A 16,704-nucleotide genomic window follows, 5' to 3' on the forward strand; every position below is an offset into this window, starting at 1 on the left:
GGATGAGCTCCGCCGTGGTCACTACAAGCTGAGCGCCCCCGCCGAAGGGGAGCAGGGGGTGCTTGCGCAGATGATGGCGGTGATGCGGGGGATGGAGGTGGCGTGGCGGCTGGTCAGCCCCGGCAGTCCCCTGGCGGGCACCTCCCTGGCAGAGGCCGACCTGCGGCGCCGCTTCGGGCTGTCGCTCATCGCCGTCATCAGGGGCAACCGGATGTTCACCAATCCCGACTCCGATACGGTGCTGCAGGCGGGAGACATCGTCGGCCTTCTGGGCTCCAGCGAAGAGGCGGCTGCTGCGGAGCCCTGCTTCACGCCGGCAGGAAAGCCCGGTTCCGGTGAGGGGTAGCGTCGGCCGCGGCCGGGCGCCGGCGAGGCCTCAGCGCCATTCGTTGAGCGCCATGACGGCCGGCAGGATTGCCCGTGCCCCCTCCACCACGGAGGCCAGGGGGGTACTGGAAAGCCTCACGCCTATGCCGGTGCGCGCCTGCAGGTAATCCCGGACGCCCGGAACGAGCGCACCACCTCCGGTAAGACATATCCCGCTTTCGATGATCTCGCATCCGATCTCGTCCGGCAGGTCACGCAGGAAGGAATCGAGGGTACCGGCGATTTCCTCCAGTACCGGTTGCAGCGCGACAGCCGCCAGCACGCTTCCCGGCTGCTCTGCAGCACCCAGCACGCCGCTCTCGCGAAGCAGGAGGTCGCCATCGGCATCGGTGAAACCGGCGCATCCTGCATTTTTCGCGGCAGCGAGGATCGACCGGCGCATCTGACCGCAACCTACCCTGATCGCACAGGTGGCCCCCATTTTGCTGGAGCGGATCACCGCACAGTCGGTGACCCCCTCTCCGATGTCCACCACCATCTGCGCGTACGGCGAGGAGACATCCATGCCGGAGCCGATGGCGGCGGCCAGTGGTTCGGGGACCACCAGTATCGATGCCGCCCCCGCTTGCAGGACGGCATCGACCAGCGACTGCCTCTCCTCCTTCCTGGCATCGCTGGGAGCACAGGCCAGGACCCGTGGCTTGAGGATACCGAAGGTCCGGGTCCGATCCAGGAGAGGCTTCAACAACTGGACGGCAGCCTCGCTGTCCACCACAACCCCGTCACGCAGTGCCCGCCTGCTGCCGAGCCGGGAGGGGCGCTCCAGCAACGGAGAGCGTGCTGAGGCGACCCGAATGGTCGCCGTACCGACATCGAGGGCGACGTGCTGCCGCCACTGGCCGCCGAGAGCCCTGGGCATGGCTTGCCTCCTTTCTACTGCTGAGTCAGCCACCTGCTGCTCAGGCACCGCCGCCCGCGGACGGCTCGAAGAGTCTGCCGGCCGCCGCAAGCTGCTGCGGAGAACCTACCAGGAGGACCACGTCCTGGTCCTTCAGTTCCCACACCGGATCGGGATTGGGGGTGACTTCCTCGCCTCGTTTGATCGCCAGTATGGTTGCTCCAGAGCGCCCCCTGAGGATCCCTTCCCGCAGGCTGGTCCCCTCCAGCGGCGACCCTTCGCGCACCCTGAAGGCCCCGATCTCGGCGCCGGCAAGGAATCCGGCGATCCCTACCGCATGGCTGTGCCTTTTGCTGACCGCCCGCAGCATTTCGTACCCGTCCCGCCGTACGTCGGCAACGCAGGTTTCGATGACATCCTGCGGCACCAGGAACCTTTTCAGCACCCTGGAAAGGATCTCCACCGAGGTCTCGAACTCCTCCGGGATCACCTCGTTGACCCCGAGCTTGAAGAGCGGCTCGACCTCCAGGAGGTACCTGGTTCGCACTATCACATGGACGGAAGGGTTCATCTGCCTGGCGAGAGCGGCGATCTGCCTGCTGGCCGCGGCGTCGGATATGGCTATCACCACGATGCGTGCCTTTTCTAGCTGTGCGTGGTGGAGGACCTCCGGTCGTGAGGCATCGCCGAAAACGATCTGCGTTCCCTTCTTCTTCTCCGCCCGGACGGTGAAGGGGTTGGTCTCCACCACCACGTGCGGGATCTTCAGATGGCCCAGCACCTTGGCCAGGTTCTTGCCGTTCATGCCGTAGCCCGCGATGATCACATGATCGGCAAGGTCCACCTTCCGCGCGCCCCCCGCCATGTGCCTTCTTCCCCTGGTCCAGGCGCGGGGCAGGACGCCGACCAGGTAGGCCGTGACGGGGCCGGAGATCCTCACGCAGAGGGGGGTAAGCCCCATGGTCGCGATGGAGGCGCCCAGGAACAGCTGGTACCCCTCCTGGGAGAGAAGGCCGTACTTCAGACCGGCCTGGGACAGGATGAAGGAGAATTCGCCGATCTGGGCCAGCGACATCCCGGTCATCAGGGCGATGCGCAGGGGCAGTCCCAGCACCCCGAGCGCGGCGGTGGTCATCACCGCCTTCACCAGCAGGATGGAGAGGACGAGCAGGGCCACCAGGTGAGGAGATTTGAGCAGGACCGCCGGGTTGAACAGCATGCCGACCGAGATGAAAAAGAGGCTCATGAAGGCCTCGCGGAAGGGGGTGATGTCGCTGAGCGCCTGGTGGCTGTACTCCGACTCCGAGATGGCCAAGCCGGCGATGAAGGCCCCCAGGGCCAGCGACAGGCCCGCCTGTGCGGTGAGCAAGGCGGTCCCCATGGCCACGAAGATGATCATCAGTATGAAAAGCTCGCGGCTTCTGCTCTTCACCACCTGCTCGAAGATCCAGGGGATCACGAACCTGGAGCCGTAATGTGCCGCCAAAACGACGGCCACCGCCTTGGCCGAGATCACCACCACCTCACGCAAGCCGTTGCCTGCTCCGGCCAGCAGGGGGGTGAAGAGCATGAGCGGCACGATGCAGAGATCCTGAAAGATCAGGATGCCCAGCGCTGCCTTCCCCTGGGGCGTATCCGTTTCCCCGGCATCCATCAGCAGCTTCATGAGGATGGCCGTGCTGGAGAGCGCAACCAGGAACCCGTAGAAAACCGATTGGGCGACCGGCAGTGGAATGAGAGCCCCCAGGGCCGCCACGGCCAGGATGGTAAGGCAGAGCTGCAGCCCTCCTCCGATCAGCACCAGATGCCTGATCCGCATCAGCTCCTTGATGGAAAACTCGATGCCGATGGTGAACAGCAGGAGGACCACGCCGTACTCGGCCATCTGCTCCACCTGGTGGGTGTCCTTGATGAAGCCCAGTGCGTAAGGCCCGGCCATCATGCCGGTCACCAGGAAGCCGATTATGGAGGGGAACCTGAACCTCCGCAGTAAAAGGACGGTGACCAGGGCCAGCCCGAAGAGGATCTCGATATCCTGCAAGCCTTCGAATATCATGGTTTCCCTTTCACCGGTGGTTCAGCTCTGGCGTGAATTCCTGCCGGCAGCTGTTGCAGAGGAAGCAGTTTGGACCGATTCGCCGGTGATGGTCATATGAGCCGCAGTGGCTGCAGGAAATCCGCCGCTGGGTGGCGGCGTAGATGATGGCGCTGAAAAACGGATTCACGACTCCTCCTGAAACTTCTGACCCCGCTCAGCAACGTCGCCACCTGCCTTCTTCCCGATTTTGCCCGACCTAAGCTCCAATTCCAATACTATCGGGCTCGCCACGAAGATCGAGGAGTAGGTGGCGACCACGATGCCGACCACCAGGGCGAGGGCAAAGTCGTGGATGACCTCTCCGCCGAACAGCAGCAGGGAGATGGCGGCCAGGAAGGTGGTCAACGAGGTGATCACCGTGCGGGACAGCACGTCGTTGATCCCTCCGTTGAACACCTCCGCTATCGGCACGTGCAGGTTCTTGTGCAGGTTCTCCCTGATCCGGTCAAAGACCACCACGGTATCGGTGAGGGAGTAGCCGGCTATGGTCAGCACTGCCGTGATGAAGAGAAGGTTTATCTCCTTGTTCATGAGGTAGAAGACGGCGATCATCGCCAGCACGTCGTGCAGCGTGGCGATGGTGGCACCGAGGCCGAACCTGAAATCGAAGCGCCAGGCGATGTAGATGACGATCCCCAGCATGGAAATCCCGACCGCGACCAGCGTGTCCTTTTTCAGCTTGTCCCCGATGGAGGGGCCGATTTCCGAGGAACTTGCCACCACGAACGAATTATCCGGGAATTCCTTCTTGAACACCTCGGTAATAGTATCCGATACGTTGCCCGTGGCCAGCGTGGTCTTACCGATTTTGATCAGTAGGTTGTTCCCCTCCTTTACCTCCTGGAGATTGGCTTCCTTGAGGTGGTTGCGGGCCAGGGCCTCCCTCGCCTTCTCGATGGAAACAGGCTGACGGAATTCGAGCTGGACAGCCGTGCCGCCGGAGAAGTCTATGCCCATGTTGGCGGCGTTCCTAGCGATCTGGACGATGCCGATAATACCGACCAGCGCAAGAATCGCCGAAATTGTGAAAGCTATTTTTCTCTTCCCGATGAAATCTATATTTGTGGCCTTGATCAGTTGCATTATGGTCTCCTGGATGGAAGTCGCCGTCAACGGGCGCACAGATCCGCTCCGGGACAGGCGGACAGGCCACCTCCCGGCGTCGCTCTGGTCGGACTACGGGTGACAGCGAACAGTCATTGCAGCGGAAGTTCGACGCGGAAGTTCCGCATCCGGCCGCGCCAAGTTGTACTGCGCGTGACGCAACGGCCGGACGATCTTCGCATGACCTCAGAGGTGCTGCGGCAAAAAAACGGTTCGAGGGAAAAGGGCGATTGTGGCGGGTTAGACGGGAGGTGCCCTGGCGGGAACCGTAGAGTGGAGAGACGAGACGGCAGAATGTGGCTCGCTGTTGAAGCGCGCAACCGTGATAGACGACGGGTGAACCACCCCGACTTTGCTGCAGAGATCGAAATGCGGGGCGCTTTTCACCACCCGCGTTTGAGGAGATTTTACCTGGTCTTTGACAACGACCAAAGAACGCGGCTTGGCATCGCGACTTTTGGTAAGGGATGCCTGATGCAGCGAGGAAAAGTTGGGAAGACAGATCCCTTGGGAAATAAAAAACACCGATACTGTCAGCAGCAACGGCAGCAGATATTTCCTATGTATGAGAGGAGTTCCCAAAACCATATTCAATGGATATAGCAATCCGTCACAGGATGCAAGACATAATGTCGAACGGCGGCAGGCTCTTGGGAAGGATGCAACGGTTCTTCGCAGTCGGGGGACCTTCCGGCAGCGCGGGCTTTACTCTAGTTCCCGCAGGGAGCGCGCAGCTCGGAAAACCTGGTGAAGATCTCGCTTCTGCCAAGGAGCGGGACCAGTATGTAGCCATGGATACTCAAGGTATTGGAATCGACGAGCCGCATGCTGGCGGAATAGGTCTTGCCACTGTCAGGATCGTAGACCTTCCCGTGGGTCCATTTGCCGCCTTCGAAGATAAAATCCTTGAAGATGATCGAGCCGACGATCTTTTTGTCACGCTGTGCCTTGTCCGGGTTGTTCACGTCGAGATCGTCACGCCGTTCGGGGATGACCCAGGCGATTTTTCCCATCAACTTCTGGCCGGACTTGTAAAGTTCGATCCGTGCGTCCTTCTGCGGCGACCACCAGGTTCCGACGATGGCATCGGGCGCCAGCGGTTGGGCGGATACCGTCGAAAGGCCCAGTATCACTACGAGAGCTGCAACGAGAATTCCGAGATTCGCTAGCCGGTTTATCATGGCGCCCCCCTGATTCCCTTTCCTACGACTATCTCCTCTTTGATTATCTGCACTTTTTCCTGGTTTCACGAAAACGGTCCGAAAATAGCACTGACACAGCGATTAACATTCAGAAACGCGGAGAGGTCACTTGGCAATTATACCTCATGAGAAGGGCGAACGTCGGATGGCGGCTGCGGTTTGATGCGGAAAAGTGGCACGTACGGACTCCATCATCGAATCACTCGATCTTGTCGAGCAGCCTCAGCAGGCCGTCCAGGATGGTGAGGGGGTGCGGCGGGCAACCGGGGATGTAGAGGTCGACGGGGAGCAGATCGCCTACCCCGTCGTGGGCGGCGGGGGAACCGATGAAGGGGCCGCCGTTGATGGCGCAGGCACCGCAGGCGACCACGATCTTGGGGGCGGGAATGGCTTCATAGGTCAACAGGAGCGCCTCCCGCATATTCTCGGTCACCGGGCCGGTGACCCACAGCCCGTCGGCGTGCCGCGGCGAGGCGACAAACTGGAGGCCGAAGCGCCCGATATCCCAGCCGACGGTGGAGAGCACGTTGGTGTCGGCCTCGCAGGCGTTGCAGCCGCCGGCCACCACGGAGCGGAACTTGAGGGAGCGGCCGAACAGGGAGAGCATCTTGGCATCGAGTGCCTTAGCCAGGCGACGTTCCTCCCCTCCCCTCACCAGCAGGTCTTCGCGGCGGTTCACGGCCAGGCGGTGGTCGCGGCTGTGGACGATGGCGCCGTGCGCGCAGGAATCCACGCAGTCGGGGCAGAAAAGGCACTTGCCGAGGTCGATGGAGAATTCCTTGCCGCACTCGATGGCCCCTACCGGGCAGACCTCGGCGCAGGCACGGCAGTCAGGTGGACAGGCGGTCTTGAAGAACTCGGGATAGCCGCGAAACCGCTCGGGGACCGTCATCGGCTCCTCGGGATATTTCGTGGTGCGATGCCCCTGCTTTATGCGGGCGAGGATGGATTTTATCATGCTGACACTCCGAATCAGGCTAATGCTGGACGCGTCTGGCTCGACCAAGCTGACTTTCTTATTCGTTCCGACCTTTACTGCAAAGCCCCCCTGTCCCCCCTTTATCAAGGGGGGGGCCTAAGGAGCTACTGACACATACGCCCCCTCTTTATCAAGGGGGGACGCAAGGTTCTACTCCAGATACGCCCCCTCCCCTTCACGGGGAAGCTTGCCCGCCGGAGCCTCTAGGCGAAGGAGGGGGCCGGGGTGAGGATGGGGTGCTGAAAAGGAATTAAAGATCAAACCCGCAGTAGCTTAAGTTGAAGCTCTTGTTGCACAAGGGAAAATCGCTGATCTGCCCTCCCCGCAAGGCCATGGCCAGCCCGGTCCAGTTGTGGAAGGAAGGATCGGTGATCTTGTACCTTTCGATCTCACCCCTGTCGTCGGTCAGGGCGACATGGCAGATCTCGCCGCGCCACCCTTCGGTAAGCGCCACGGCCAGGGTGTCGGCGGCCGGCTGGCCCACCGGATACTGGATGGCGACCCCCGGCAGATGGGCGAGCTGCTCGTCGATGAACTCCAGGGACTTCTCGATCTCCAGCCAGCGCACCAGGGTGCGAGCGTAGACGTCACCGGCCCGGCCGGTCTCCACCGGTATCTGCGCCATGCTGTAGATGCCGAAGGGATGGTCGCGCCGGATATCCCGGTTGAGGGCGCTGGCCCGGGCGGCAGGCCCGACCAGCCCGAGCTCCAGGGCGGTCTGCGGGCTCACCACCCCGGTCCCTTCCAGCCTCGCCATCACGGATGGGGTCTCCCACAAGAGATCAACCGCGTTGGTCACATCGTCCCAGGCAGCGGCCAGCCGGCCCCGCATATTTTCCGCGAGTTCCGCGCTCACATCGTAGAAGACCCCGCCGGGGACCGCCAGGTCGCGCCCGAAGCGGCTGCCGCACAGGGAGGCGGTGAGGTTGAGGAAGTCGCCGCGTATCCTGCCGCAATAGGAAGCGGTGGGGAGATAGCCGACGTCGCCCGAGATGGCGCCCAGGTCGCCGGTGTGGTTGGCGAGCCGCTCCAGCTCCAGGGCGATCCCGCGGATGGCCTGGGCCCGCGCCGGCACCCGCGCGCCGGCCAAGGCCTCCACGATCATGGCGTGAGCGGTGCCATGCCCGATGGTGGTGTCGCCCGCCACGGTTTCCAGCTGCTTGCGGGTCTTGGCGTTCAGGGGGCCCAGGATGGTGGTCTCGACGGCACGGTGCTGGTAGCCCAAGGAGATCTCCAGGTGCATGACCTCCTCGCCGATGCACTGGAACCTGAAGTGCCCGGGTTCGATGATGCCGGCGTGCACCGGCCCCACCGCGACCTCGTGGACCTCATCCCCTTCCACCCGGTAAAAGTCCATGTCACCGATCTTGTTGGGAAGAGTGGGACGGCTGCCGGGAGGCGAGGCGAAGGGGGCGACGAAGCGGACCGGCTTCATCCACGGGTGATCGTTGAAGTCGAGATCGTACTGCTCGGCGATCTCCCGCTCGAAGAGGTGCACCTGGGGAGCGTACTGGACCAGCGAGGGAAACCGGCCGGAGGTTACCACGGTGCTCATCACCCCGAGCTGGGCGTCCATCTTGTAGGAAAGGAGGCAGTAAAGTTTAACGAACTGCCCTTCGCTGGAGCCGAAGTAGGAGACCACCCGCCAGCCGTCGTCGATCCCCTCCAGCAGCTCCTCCACGAACTCGTCATTGGAAAGGGTGGGGATGCTGAAGCGGGAGACCGCAGAGCCGTTGTGCATGAGAAGGTACTTGTGCCTCATCTGCCACCTCCCAGAAGGCCCGCCGCATCCTGCAGCAGCGCCATAAGCGGCCCCGGAATCCACAGCCCCAACATCAACACCACCCCCATCAGCATGAGCGGCGGCAGCACGGTCGGCAGGCTGTCACGGTAGGGGGTCTTCTCCATCCCCTCGGGCATCTTCCCCATCACCAGCGGCAGCACGGTGGAGGCCATGCCGATGAAGATCATGGCCAGGAAGAGGAGGAACAGCCCCCCGGTCCAATGGTTCCCCTGGACGAAGGCGGAGGAGACGATCATGAACTCGCTCACGAAGGGTGCGAAGGGGGGCGAGCCGGTGATGGCGAGGAATGCGGCCAAAAAGAGCGCTCCGGACCAGGGGGCGCGCTTGAGGGCGCCCCGCACGAACTGGGTGCTCTTTGAGTTGTAGGCCCGGTGGATGTTGCCGGAGGAGAGGAAGAGGACCCCCTTGGTCATGGCGTTGTTGACCATGTGCAGAAGTGCCCCGAGGAGCGCGCCCTTGCCGAGCCCGAGCGCCACCGCGATGATCCCCACATGCTCCACGCTGGAGTAGGCGAGCATCCTCTTGAAGTCGCTTTGCCTGGCCATGAAGACGGCGGCGAAGGCCATGGAAACGAGCCCCATGCCGAGCAGCACCTCCTGGAAGAGCGCTCCCTCGGTGGAGGCGGCGGCGATCTGGTAGACCCTGAGCAGGGCGAGCAGCGCGCAGTTGACGAGGCCGCCGGCCAACAGGGCGCCGACCAGGCCGGGAGCCTCGCCGTAGGCGTCCGGCTTCCAGGTATGCAGGGGGGCAAGCCCCATCTTGGAGCCGAAGCCGACCAGCAGGAAGATGAAGGCGGCGTGGCGCCATCCCGCGTGCAGGCGGGGGGCGTCGGCGATCAGCGAGCCGAGCAGCAGCGAGACATCCTGCTTGGCGACGATGGTGGAATAGGCGAGGAAGAAGAGTCCCAAAAGGGCGATGGCGATGCCGACCGAACAGATCAGCAGGTACTTCCAGGTCGCCTCGATGGAACGGGCGTTGCGGTTGAAGTAGACCAGCGGCGCCATGGCCAGGGTGGTCGCCTCCAGGGCGATCCAGAGGAGCCCCAGGTGCTGGGACATGGTGACCAGGGTCATGGCGGCCAGGCAGTCCAGAAGCGCCATGCAGAGGATCCGGTTGTCCCTCCTCCGCCGGTAGCTCAGGTAGCCGACCGCGTAGGCCGAGCAGACCAGGAACAGGACGCTGTTGCACAGCAGGGTCAGCTTGCCCAGCGAGTCCAGGAAGATCCAGCCCTTGGGCGAGGCGGGAGGGGTGGAGACCACCAGCACCACGGTCATGACAAGGTGCAGCGCGCCGAAGAGCGGCAGCACGAAGGGGCGTTTCCGGTTATCCGGGATGAACCAGGCGATCAGGGCACCCAGCAGCGGCAACAAAACGATGGCCCAAATCATAGCGTTATCCTTCCCTCAGGGTGGAGAGTTTGGAGGTGTCCAGCGTCGAGAACTCGCGGCTGATGTGGTTGATGACGATCCCCATCACGAAGACCCCCACCAGGAGGTCGAGGAGCGCGCCCGCCTCGACCATCACCGGCATCGCCTCGGCCAAAAGCAGGCCGAAGATGAAGATGCCGTTTTCCATCAAAAGGTAGCCGATCACCTGGGAGATGGCCTTGCGCCGCCCCATCAGCACCAGGAAGCCGCACATGAGGGTGGCGAGGGAGGCCGGCACGAAGAGGAGCCCCTCGTGCTCAGGGGCGAGCGGCAGCCTGGTGGCGAAGATGAAGGCGACCGAGGTGAAGATCGCCCCCAGCACCAGCGACGGGATGTAGCCGATGAAGGGCTCGAACTCCCGCTGGATCTCCGCCTTCTTGACGGCCCGGATGATCAGGATGGGGATCACGGCGCCCTTCACGGCGATGATGCTCACCACGATGGTGGCGAGGTGCCAGGAGAAGGGGTGGACCAGCGCCGGCAGCACACCGAGCAGCACCCCCTGGAGCGCCACGGCGCGGACCGAGAAGGTGAGCCGGCTGGTGCCGAGCACGGCGAAATTGATGAGCAGGCAGAGCACGAGTAACTGATCGGCCAACGAGTTCATGGCATCACCTCACAACCAGGACGAGGGAGAAAGCGGTCAGGATCATGGCCGCCACCAAAAGCTGCGGCACGCGGATCAGCCTCAAGCGGGCCATCACCGACTCCACCACCCCGATGGCGACGGCCAGCAGGACCATGGAAAGCGCGAAGATGACCCAGTCGAGGAAGGTATTACCGCCGGTGAAGGGGACCGCGATGTTGGTGAACAGCGCCCCGAGCAGGTAGAGCTTCAAGGCGGCGCCGTAGAGTATGCAGCCGAAGTAGGGACCGGAGTGGTCGAGCACCATCACCTCGTGGATCATGGTGAGCTCCAGATGGGTGTTGGGGTCGTCAAAGGGGATGCGGGAGTTCTCGGCCAAGAGCACCACGAAGAGGCCGACCAGCATGAGGAGCAAGGAGGCGCCGGTGCCGACCCAGACCGGGAGGGTGACGTGCTGCAGCATCGGGGTGAGCGACATGGTGCCGGAGAGCCGGGTCAGGGTGATCAGGGCGAAGAAGAGGGTCGGCTCAGCGAGGCAGGAGAAGGTTACCTCGCGGGCGGCCCCCATCCCCTCGAAGCTGGAACCGGTGTCCAGGGCGGCCACCGTGGTGAAGAAGCGTCCCAGGGCAAACAGGTAGGCGAAGAGGATCATGTCCCCCTCGAAGGAAACCGGTGCGGCGTGCTTGCCCAGCGGGACCAGGAGGGCCGCGAAAAGGGTAGCGGCAAGGGTCACCACCGGACCGGCCTTGAAGAGCCAGGTCGTGGTGTCGCTTATCACGACCCCTTTTCGGAAGAGCCGTCCGAGGTCGTAGTAGGGTTGCAGGAAGGGAGCCCCTACCCTGCCGGCAAAGGCCGCCTTGGTCTTGCCGATCACGCCAAGCAGAAGCGGAGGCATGGCGAGGACCAGTACCACATGGAAGAGCGTATCGATCATATCGATCTCCAGAGGAAAACGCGTACGAAAAATGATTATCAAAAAACAGTTAAAACCTTAAGGCTTGACCACAGAGGACACGCAGGAACAGCCTGAGGTCACAGAGGAAAAACAAAGGCCTTTACTAGTAGAGAGCCCTCTTTCTTCTTTGCCTTCTGATTCTCCCCCAAATCTTTCCCTCTGTGTCCTCCGTGCAACCTCTGTGTCCTCTGTGGTCAGGCTTTCTGCCTTACCTCACCCACAACATCAGCACGAACAGGGTGGCGAAGATGTACAGCATGTAGATCTGCACCTCGCCGTGCTGCAACCGCCGCAGATAGGAGAATCCCATCCCCACCACGCTGAACACCGGCATGATGATCCGGTAGAGCAGGGTCTCCTCCGGAAGATAGGCAAGCCGTCCGGTGGCAGGGGCCACCCCAAGCAGGGGACCCGACCTCCTGATCCGGGTGCGGATCATCGGTGCGGCGATGGAGCCGAAAAAGAGCCCGAAGGAGCTCGACGTGTACTGCATGCGCGGGGTCGGCCGCAGATAGCCGCAGCCCCAGGTGGGACCGGTGGCGGCGGGGAGCAGGGACTGCCTGCGCCTGAGATAAAGGAACAGCAGCGTGCCCAGCACCAAGAGGACGGCCCCTATGGTAGTGAACCAGAGAGGACGGATCGGCAGTCCGGGATAGGCGTGACTGGCCGGGGCAACCTCGGGCAACACCGGCCCCACCAGCGAGAGGAAGAACTGGGGGAAGATGCCGGCCGACAGGCTCAACAGGGCCATGAGGGCCATAGGGAGCAGCATGCTGGCGGGAGACTCGTGGGAATGGGCCGCCTGGTAGCTACGCGGGGAACCAAGGAAGGTGATGCCGAAGAGCTTCACCAGGGAGACCACCGCCACCCCGCCCACCAGGGCCAGAACGGGAGCGCCCAAGGCCAGGTACGGTTCAGGCGAGCGTGCCTCGCCGAAGAAGCCGAGGTAGAGCAGGAATTCGCTGACGAACCCGTTGAAGGGGGGAAGGCCGCAGATGGCGACCGCGCCGCACAGGGAAAGGGCGGTGCTCCAGGGCATGCGGGCACCAAGGCCACCCATGCGATCCATCTCACGGGTGCCGGTCGCATGCATGACGCTGCCGGCGCTGAAGAAGAGCAGCGGCTTGAACAGGCCGTGATTCAGCACGTGGAAGAGGCCGCCTGCCAGCCCGAGATAGGCGAGGCGCGGATTGCCGGTGGTCTGCCCGACCAGCGCGCAACCGATGCCGGCGACGACGATGCCCAGATTCTCGATACTGCTGTAGGCCAGCAGCCGCTTGATATCCTTTTGCGCCGAGGCGATGCCGATCCCCATCAGCGCGGAGGCGAGCCCCGCGCAGGTCAGCAGGGCGCCCCACCACAGGGGCCGTTCCGGAAAGAAGGAGACCACGCGCAAAAGCCCGTAAACGCCCATCTTGAGCATAACGCCGGAGAGGATGGCGGAAACGTGGCTGGGGGCGTTGGCGTGGGCGGAGGGGAGCCAGATGTGCAGCGGCATGATGCCGGCCTTGGAGCCGAAGCCAAGCAGGGCGGTGAGGAAGATGACGGTGGCAGCGCCTGCGGCGAGGTGAAGGGAAAAGGTAGCCGGGAAGAGGAAGCTGCCGGTGGCGAGCCTCAACTGGGAGAAGAGCACCAGGAGGGATGCGGCGCCGATGTGGCTGGCGATCAGGTAGACGGCGCCAGCCTTGCGCACCTCTTCCTCCTCATGCTCGGTCACCAGCAGGAAATAGCCGGCCAGCGCCATGACCTCCCAGGAGATCATGAAAAGGGCTCCGTTGCGGGCGACCACGACGCAAGCCATGGCGGCGGCGAGCAGCCCGTAGAAGAAGGTGACCGGAGGTTCACTGGAGCGGTGGGAGGAAGCGGGCCAGTATCCGCAGGCGTAGAGGGCGCCTGCCGGGAAGACAAGAAAGATGGGGATCAGGAAGAAGAGAGAGAGAGGGTCGAGGGCGATTTCGCAGGCTCCGAAAGGGAGATTCCATTCCAGGAGGTAGCGGGCCGTGCTGCCCGTCAGCAACATGTAGACCAAGGCCGGAAGCGCCAGCAGTGCGGAGAGGATGGCTCCCGTGGTGCCTACCCGCTGTCCCAGCGGTCCGTGCCTGAAGAGAAGGCCCGGTAACCCCGAAACAGCGGCTGCTACTATTGCGGCGAGCACAAAAAGGGATGGCTCGCCCATCATGTCATGGAACATTGCAAATCCTTCTGACGGCAAAGAGCAGATATATCGAAGCAGATACTATCTGAACAATCCCATCAACAAGATCGTCCACCGCCGCACCCGGACGGCCGGCGGCAGGCGAAACTTGCAATAAAAGTCCTGCGAATCAATTTATCAAAGAAGCTGGCAGCGTTAACCACCAGTATTACAACCCATTACAACCATTCCAACGAGTACAGCTCGTTACTCTCGATGACTACCTGCGTTACCGCTTCCCCCCAGCCGTCGCCTGCTGCAGGTGGGACTGGGTGTGGCTGCTCGGTTCATTCCTCTGCATGGTCGCTTCAATGGCCTTGTTGTAAGCGGGCGGGAGCTCATCCTGTGAGGTCACGGCCATCCCCAGGTCGCGCAGCTTCCCGTCGGACAAGCCATAGATCCAGCTGTGGACAGTAACCTGCTGCCCCCGCGCCCAGGCATCCTGGACCACCGTGGTCTGGCAGACATTCACCACCTGCTCGATCACGTTCAACTCGCAGAGCCGGTCGCAGCGGGTGTCCTCATCCTCGATACTGGCCAGATACGCCTCGTGTCTCACGCGCACATCCTGCAGATGCCGGACCCAATTATCGATCAGGCCGAGCCTCATGCTCATGAGGGCCGCGTAGACGCCGCCGCAACCGTAGTGTCCGCAGACGATGAGGTGCTTCACCTTCAGGATGTCTACCGCGTACTGCATCACCGAGAGGCAGTTGAGATCGGTATGCACCACCAGGTTCGCCACGTTGCGGTGCACGAACAGCTCGCCGGGCAAAAGCCCTACGATCTCGTTGGCGGGGACGCGGCTGTCGGAGCAGCCGATCCAAAGGTACTCCGGAGCCTGCTGGTGGGAAAGCTTGGCGAAGAACTCGGGGTCCTCTGCATGGATCCGGTCGGTCCATTCGCGGTTATTATCAAAAAGGCGCTGCAACTCTTTCATTGTATGTCGATCCCGATCTCAGCATGTCGGCGGGGCTTATCGCTCCGACAGACCCCTCTCCCGTAAACATCTTCCAATGGGGAAGGTCCCTCAAGGTACTACCCCAAAACCGATTTGTCAAAGCAAAGAAGTAAAAAAAATGCAGCGGGGAAAACGACGCTACGCCGATTGCTTCTCTCATACTCCTTCGACCTGGAGCCCCACCTACCACGATATCTCCGGATGACCCAGGCAAGGTACGTGGTACAATAGAACCGGCCAACGGATTGGCGAAAACGCACCGGTGAGGAAGAATCGGAGAAACCTGTACAAGATCATCTTGGGAAATGGAGTACGGAGGGGCACAATAGCTATTGAATCATAGAGGGGGCTGAAATGTTTGAGAACGCAATGCTGATGTTCATCATTGTCGCGAACATTTCGCTGCTTTTCACCCTGCTACGGCTCAGTGTCAAGCACAGGGATTTGTTGTCGCGATTGAGATTCGGTCGCAGCGTTTACGGCTTTATCGATACCTTGGCCCGGCTTCTGGAATTCATTCTGAAGAGGCAATACGCTAAATTGAGTGATCCCCTGCTTACCTTCAGTTGCATATCCTTCATCCTCTCGTTTTTCCTTTCCATTCCATTGATGGTACTTGCCATACTTTTCCACCGGTAAACCAGAAGCTTTTAACAAGGTCTGGCCGTAGGTGCTGAGCCTGTCGAAGCACCTGTCACCATATTCGAAAGCTTTTAATAGCCGTATGCGCTTCACTACCCTTCGACACGCTCAGGGCGAACGGCTAACTGCATCTCTCCCTCACCTTCCCTCACCCCGAGGACGTCTTTCTCCCTCTCCCGGAGGGAGAGGGAGTGTTGGCTTCGAGTTGGATGAGCTGGATGAGCTGGAAATGGAGTGGTGAGTTGATCAGCAGGAGAGTTGACAAGAGGGTTGCAAACTCGCTCAAAATACTTCTCTCGCCCCTCTTTGTCAAAGAAGAATTTTTTAACCGTTATTTCACGTTTAGAACGTGAATTTATCCGCTAAAAAGCCGATATTTTCGTCATTCGGTGTTGTCTTCCCTCACACCTTGTGCTAGATAATACAACAATGTTATATTTTCTCGCCAAGGGAGGTTCTGCACAGCCGTTTTTGTTGGTCCGACGTTAACCGCAACCTAGTAGCGAAGGAGGATCTGTGAAGAGTCATGTTTGGCGACCCCTCTTTGTGGTCATCTTCATCATCGCCGGCGTGTTGGTGGTGAGGAAGATACTGGTACCACCGGATTTCGGCATCGGCAGTCGCGGCTACATGTACGGCTGGCACCGCCCCAGTAACGAGCAGGAATGGAAGGCGGTCAAGGTCAAATACCGCACCTCCGAGTACTGCAAGACCTGCCACAAAGACAAGTACGACGAGATCAGGCAATCCCCCCACGCCACCATCCCCTGCGAAAACTGCCACGGCCCCGGCCTCAACCACCCCGACGATCCCAAGACGCTCGACATCGACCGCCGCCGAGAACTCTGCGCCCGCTGCCACTTCCGACTGGAATACCCGACCAGCGGCCGCGGCAAGATCCGGGGGATCGACCCCGCCACCCACAACCCGGGACTGGAGTGCGTGACCTGCCACTGGCCGCACGATCCGAGAAAGGAGGGGCACCACAAATGACGATCTCGAGACGATCCTTCTGCAAGAAATCCCTTCTCATCGCGGGCGGCCTGGCCATCCCCTTCGCCGCCCTGGAACTCTTCGATCCTAAGCGGCTTCTTGCCGAGAAGAACGACGGCAAGAAGACCCGCTGGGCCTTCCTGGTCGACACCCACAAGTGCGTCGGCTGCGGCTTCTGCGTGAAAGCGTGCAAGATCGAGAACGAGGTCCCCTACGACGCCCACGTGAGCCGCACCTGGGTCGAGCGCTACGTGGTCACCAAGGACGGCAAGACCCACATCGACTCCCCCCTGGCCGCCCGTGACGGCTTCGAGACCAAGAAGATCGACATCGGCGAGGGGAAATTCGAGGAGATCAAGGACCAGGACATCGACAAGGCCTTCTTCGTCCCCAAGCTCTGCAACCAGTGCGACAATCCCCCCTGCGTCCAGGTCTGCCCGGTGGGTGCCACCTACCAGACCGAGGACGGCGTGGTGCTGGTGGATCGCAAGTGGTGCATCGGTTGCGGCTATTGCGTGATGGGATGCCCCTATG

At 61.8% G+C, this 16,704-nt stretch carries 16 protein-coding genes; 3 read left to right on the forward strand and 13 right to left on the reverse strand.

Going from position 1 to position 16,704, the window contains the following annotated elements; translation table 11 throughout:
• Nucleotides 1-346 (forward strand): cation:proton antiporter regulatory subunit (locus VJ604_RS05350; RefSeq protein WP_324080346.1); only part of this gene is annotated, 346 nt, incomplete at its 5' end.
• Nucleotides 347-376: 30 nt separating this feature from the next.
• Here the strand turns inward: VJ604_RS05350 and VJ604_RS05355 are convergent.
• From VJ604_RS05355 to VJ604_RS05415, 13 genes are all read right to left on the reverse strand, one after another.
• Nucleotides 377-1,246: a rod shape-determining protein gene (locus tag VJ604_RS05355; protein ID WP_324080347.1), complete on the reverse strand. Its 870-nt coding sequence runs from the start codon at nucleotides 1,244-1,246 to the stop codon at nucleotides 377-379.
• A gap of 40 nt (nucleotides 1,247-1,286) precedes the next feature.
• Nucleotides 1,287-3,281 carry a monovalent cation:proton antiporter family protein gene (locus VJ604_RS05360; RefSeq protein ID WP_324080348.1) on the reverse strand — a complete coding sequence of 665 codons (1,995 nt, stop codon included), beginning with the start codon at nucleotides 3,279-3,281 and terminating at the stop codon, nucleotides 1,287-1,289.
• A 10-nt stretch (nucleotides 3,282-3,291) separates the two neighbouring features.
• Nucleotides 3,292-3,450, reverse strand: a complete 159-nt coding sequence (locus VJ604_RS05365; RefSeq protein ID WP_324080349.1) for a hypothetical protein — start codon at nucleotides 3,448-3,450, stop codon at nucleotides 3,292-3,294.
• Complete coding sequence (gene secF, locus VJ604_RS05370; RefSeq protein WP_324080350.1) at nucleotides 3,447-4,406, reverse strand: protein translocase subunit SecF; 960 nt, start codon at nucleotides 4,404-4,406, stop codon at nucleotides 3,447-3,449. The genes VJ604_RS05365 and secF overlap by 4 nt, the downstream gene beginning before the upstream one ends.
• Before the next feature lie 731 nt (nucleotides 4,407-5,137).
• Nucleotides 5,138-5,608: a DUF2147 domain-containing protein gene (locus tag VJ604_RS05375; RefSeq protein WP_324080351.1), complete on the reverse strand. Its 471-nt coding sequence runs from the start codon at nucleotides 5,606-5,608 to the stop codon at nucleotides 5,138-5,140.
• Nucleotides 5,609-5,828: 220 nt separating this feature from the next.
• Nucleotides 5,829-6,587, reverse strand: a complete 759-nt coding sequence (locus VJ604_RS05380; protein WP_324080352.1) for an NADH-quinone oxidoreductase subunit B family protein — start codon at nucleotides 6,585-6,587, stop codon at nucleotides 5,829-5,831.
• Between the two features lie 271 nt (nucleotides 6,588-6,858).
• Nucleotides 6,859-8,370: a hydrogenase large subunit gene (locus VJ604_RS05385; protein ID WP_324080353.1), complete on the reverse strand. Its 1,512-nt coding sequence runs from the start codon at nucleotides 8,368-8,370 to the stop codon at nucleotides 6,859-6,861.
• A complete protein-coding gene (locus tag VJ604_RS05390) occupies nucleotides 8,367-9,800 on the reverse strand; it encodes a proton-conducting transporter transmembrane domain-containing protein (RefSeq protein ID WP_324080354.1) in 1,434 nt (477 codons plus the stop codon). The genes VJ604_RS05385 and VJ604_RS05390 overlap by 4 nt, the downstream gene beginning before the upstream one ends.
• Before the next feature lie 4 nt (nucleotides 9,801-9,804).
• Nucleotides 9,805-10,446, reverse strand: a complete 642-nt coding sequence (locus VJ604_RS05395) for an NADH-quinone oxidoreductase subunit K (protein WP_324080355.1) — start codon at nucleotides 10,444-10,446, stop codon at nucleotides 9,805-9,807.
• Nucleotides 10,447-10,450: 4 nt separating this feature from the next.
• The gene (locus VJ604_RS05400) at nucleotides 10,451-11,359 is read right to left on the reverse strand and encodes a respiratory chain complex I subunit 1 family protein (protein WP_324080358.1); all 909 of its coding nucleotides are present in this window, start codon (nucleotides 11,357-11,359) and stop codon (nucleotides 10,451-10,453) included.
• A gap of 229 nt (nucleotides 11,360-11,588) precedes the next feature.
• Complete coding sequence (locus tag VJ604_RS05405; protein WP_324080361.1) at nucleotides 11,589-13,571, reverse strand: proton-conducting transporter transmembrane domain-containing protein; 1,983 nt, start codon at nucleotides 13,569-13,571, stop codon at nucleotides 11,589-11,591.
• 232 nt (nucleotides 13,572-13,803) lie between these two features.
• Nucleotides 13,804-14,514, reverse strand: a complete 711-nt coding sequence (gene can / locus VJ604_RS05410; protein ID WP_324080365.1) for a carbonate dehydratase — start codon at nucleotides 14,512-14,514, stop codon at nucleotides 13,804-13,806.
• Nucleotides 14,515-14,952: 438 nt separating this feature from the next.
• Nucleotides 14,953-15,270 (reverse strand): hypothetical protein, encoded by a 318-nt coding sequence (locus tag VJ604_RS05415; RefSeq protein ID WP_324080368.1) that lies wholly within the window; start codon nucleotides 15,268-15,270, stop codon nucleotides 14,953-14,955.
• 423 nt (nucleotides 15,271-15,693) lie between these two features.
• On the opposite strand from VJ604_RS05415, the gene VJ604_RS05420 reads away from it, so the two are divergent.
• Both VJ604_RS05420 and VJ604_RS05425 read left to right on the forward strand, forming a co-directional pair.
• The gene (locus VJ604_RS05420; protein WP_324080374.1) at nucleotides 15,694-16,170 is read left to right on the forward strand and encodes a cytochrome c3 family protein; all 477 of its coding nucleotides are present in this window, start codon (nucleotides 15,694-15,696) and stop codon (nucleotides 16,168-16,170) included.
• A partial coding sequence (locus VJ604_RS05425) for a 4Fe-4S dicluster domain-containing protein (RefSeq protein WP_324080376.1) occupies nucleotides 16,167-16,704 on the forward strand: 538 nt, incomplete at its 3' end. The genes VJ604_RS05420 and VJ604_RS05425, both read left to right, overlap by 4 nt.

The sequence above is a fragment of the Geomonas sp. genome (assembly GCF_035254065.1).
Taxonomy (GTDB): Bacteria; Desulfobacterota; Desulfuromonadia; order Geobacterales; family Geobacteraceae; genus Geomonas.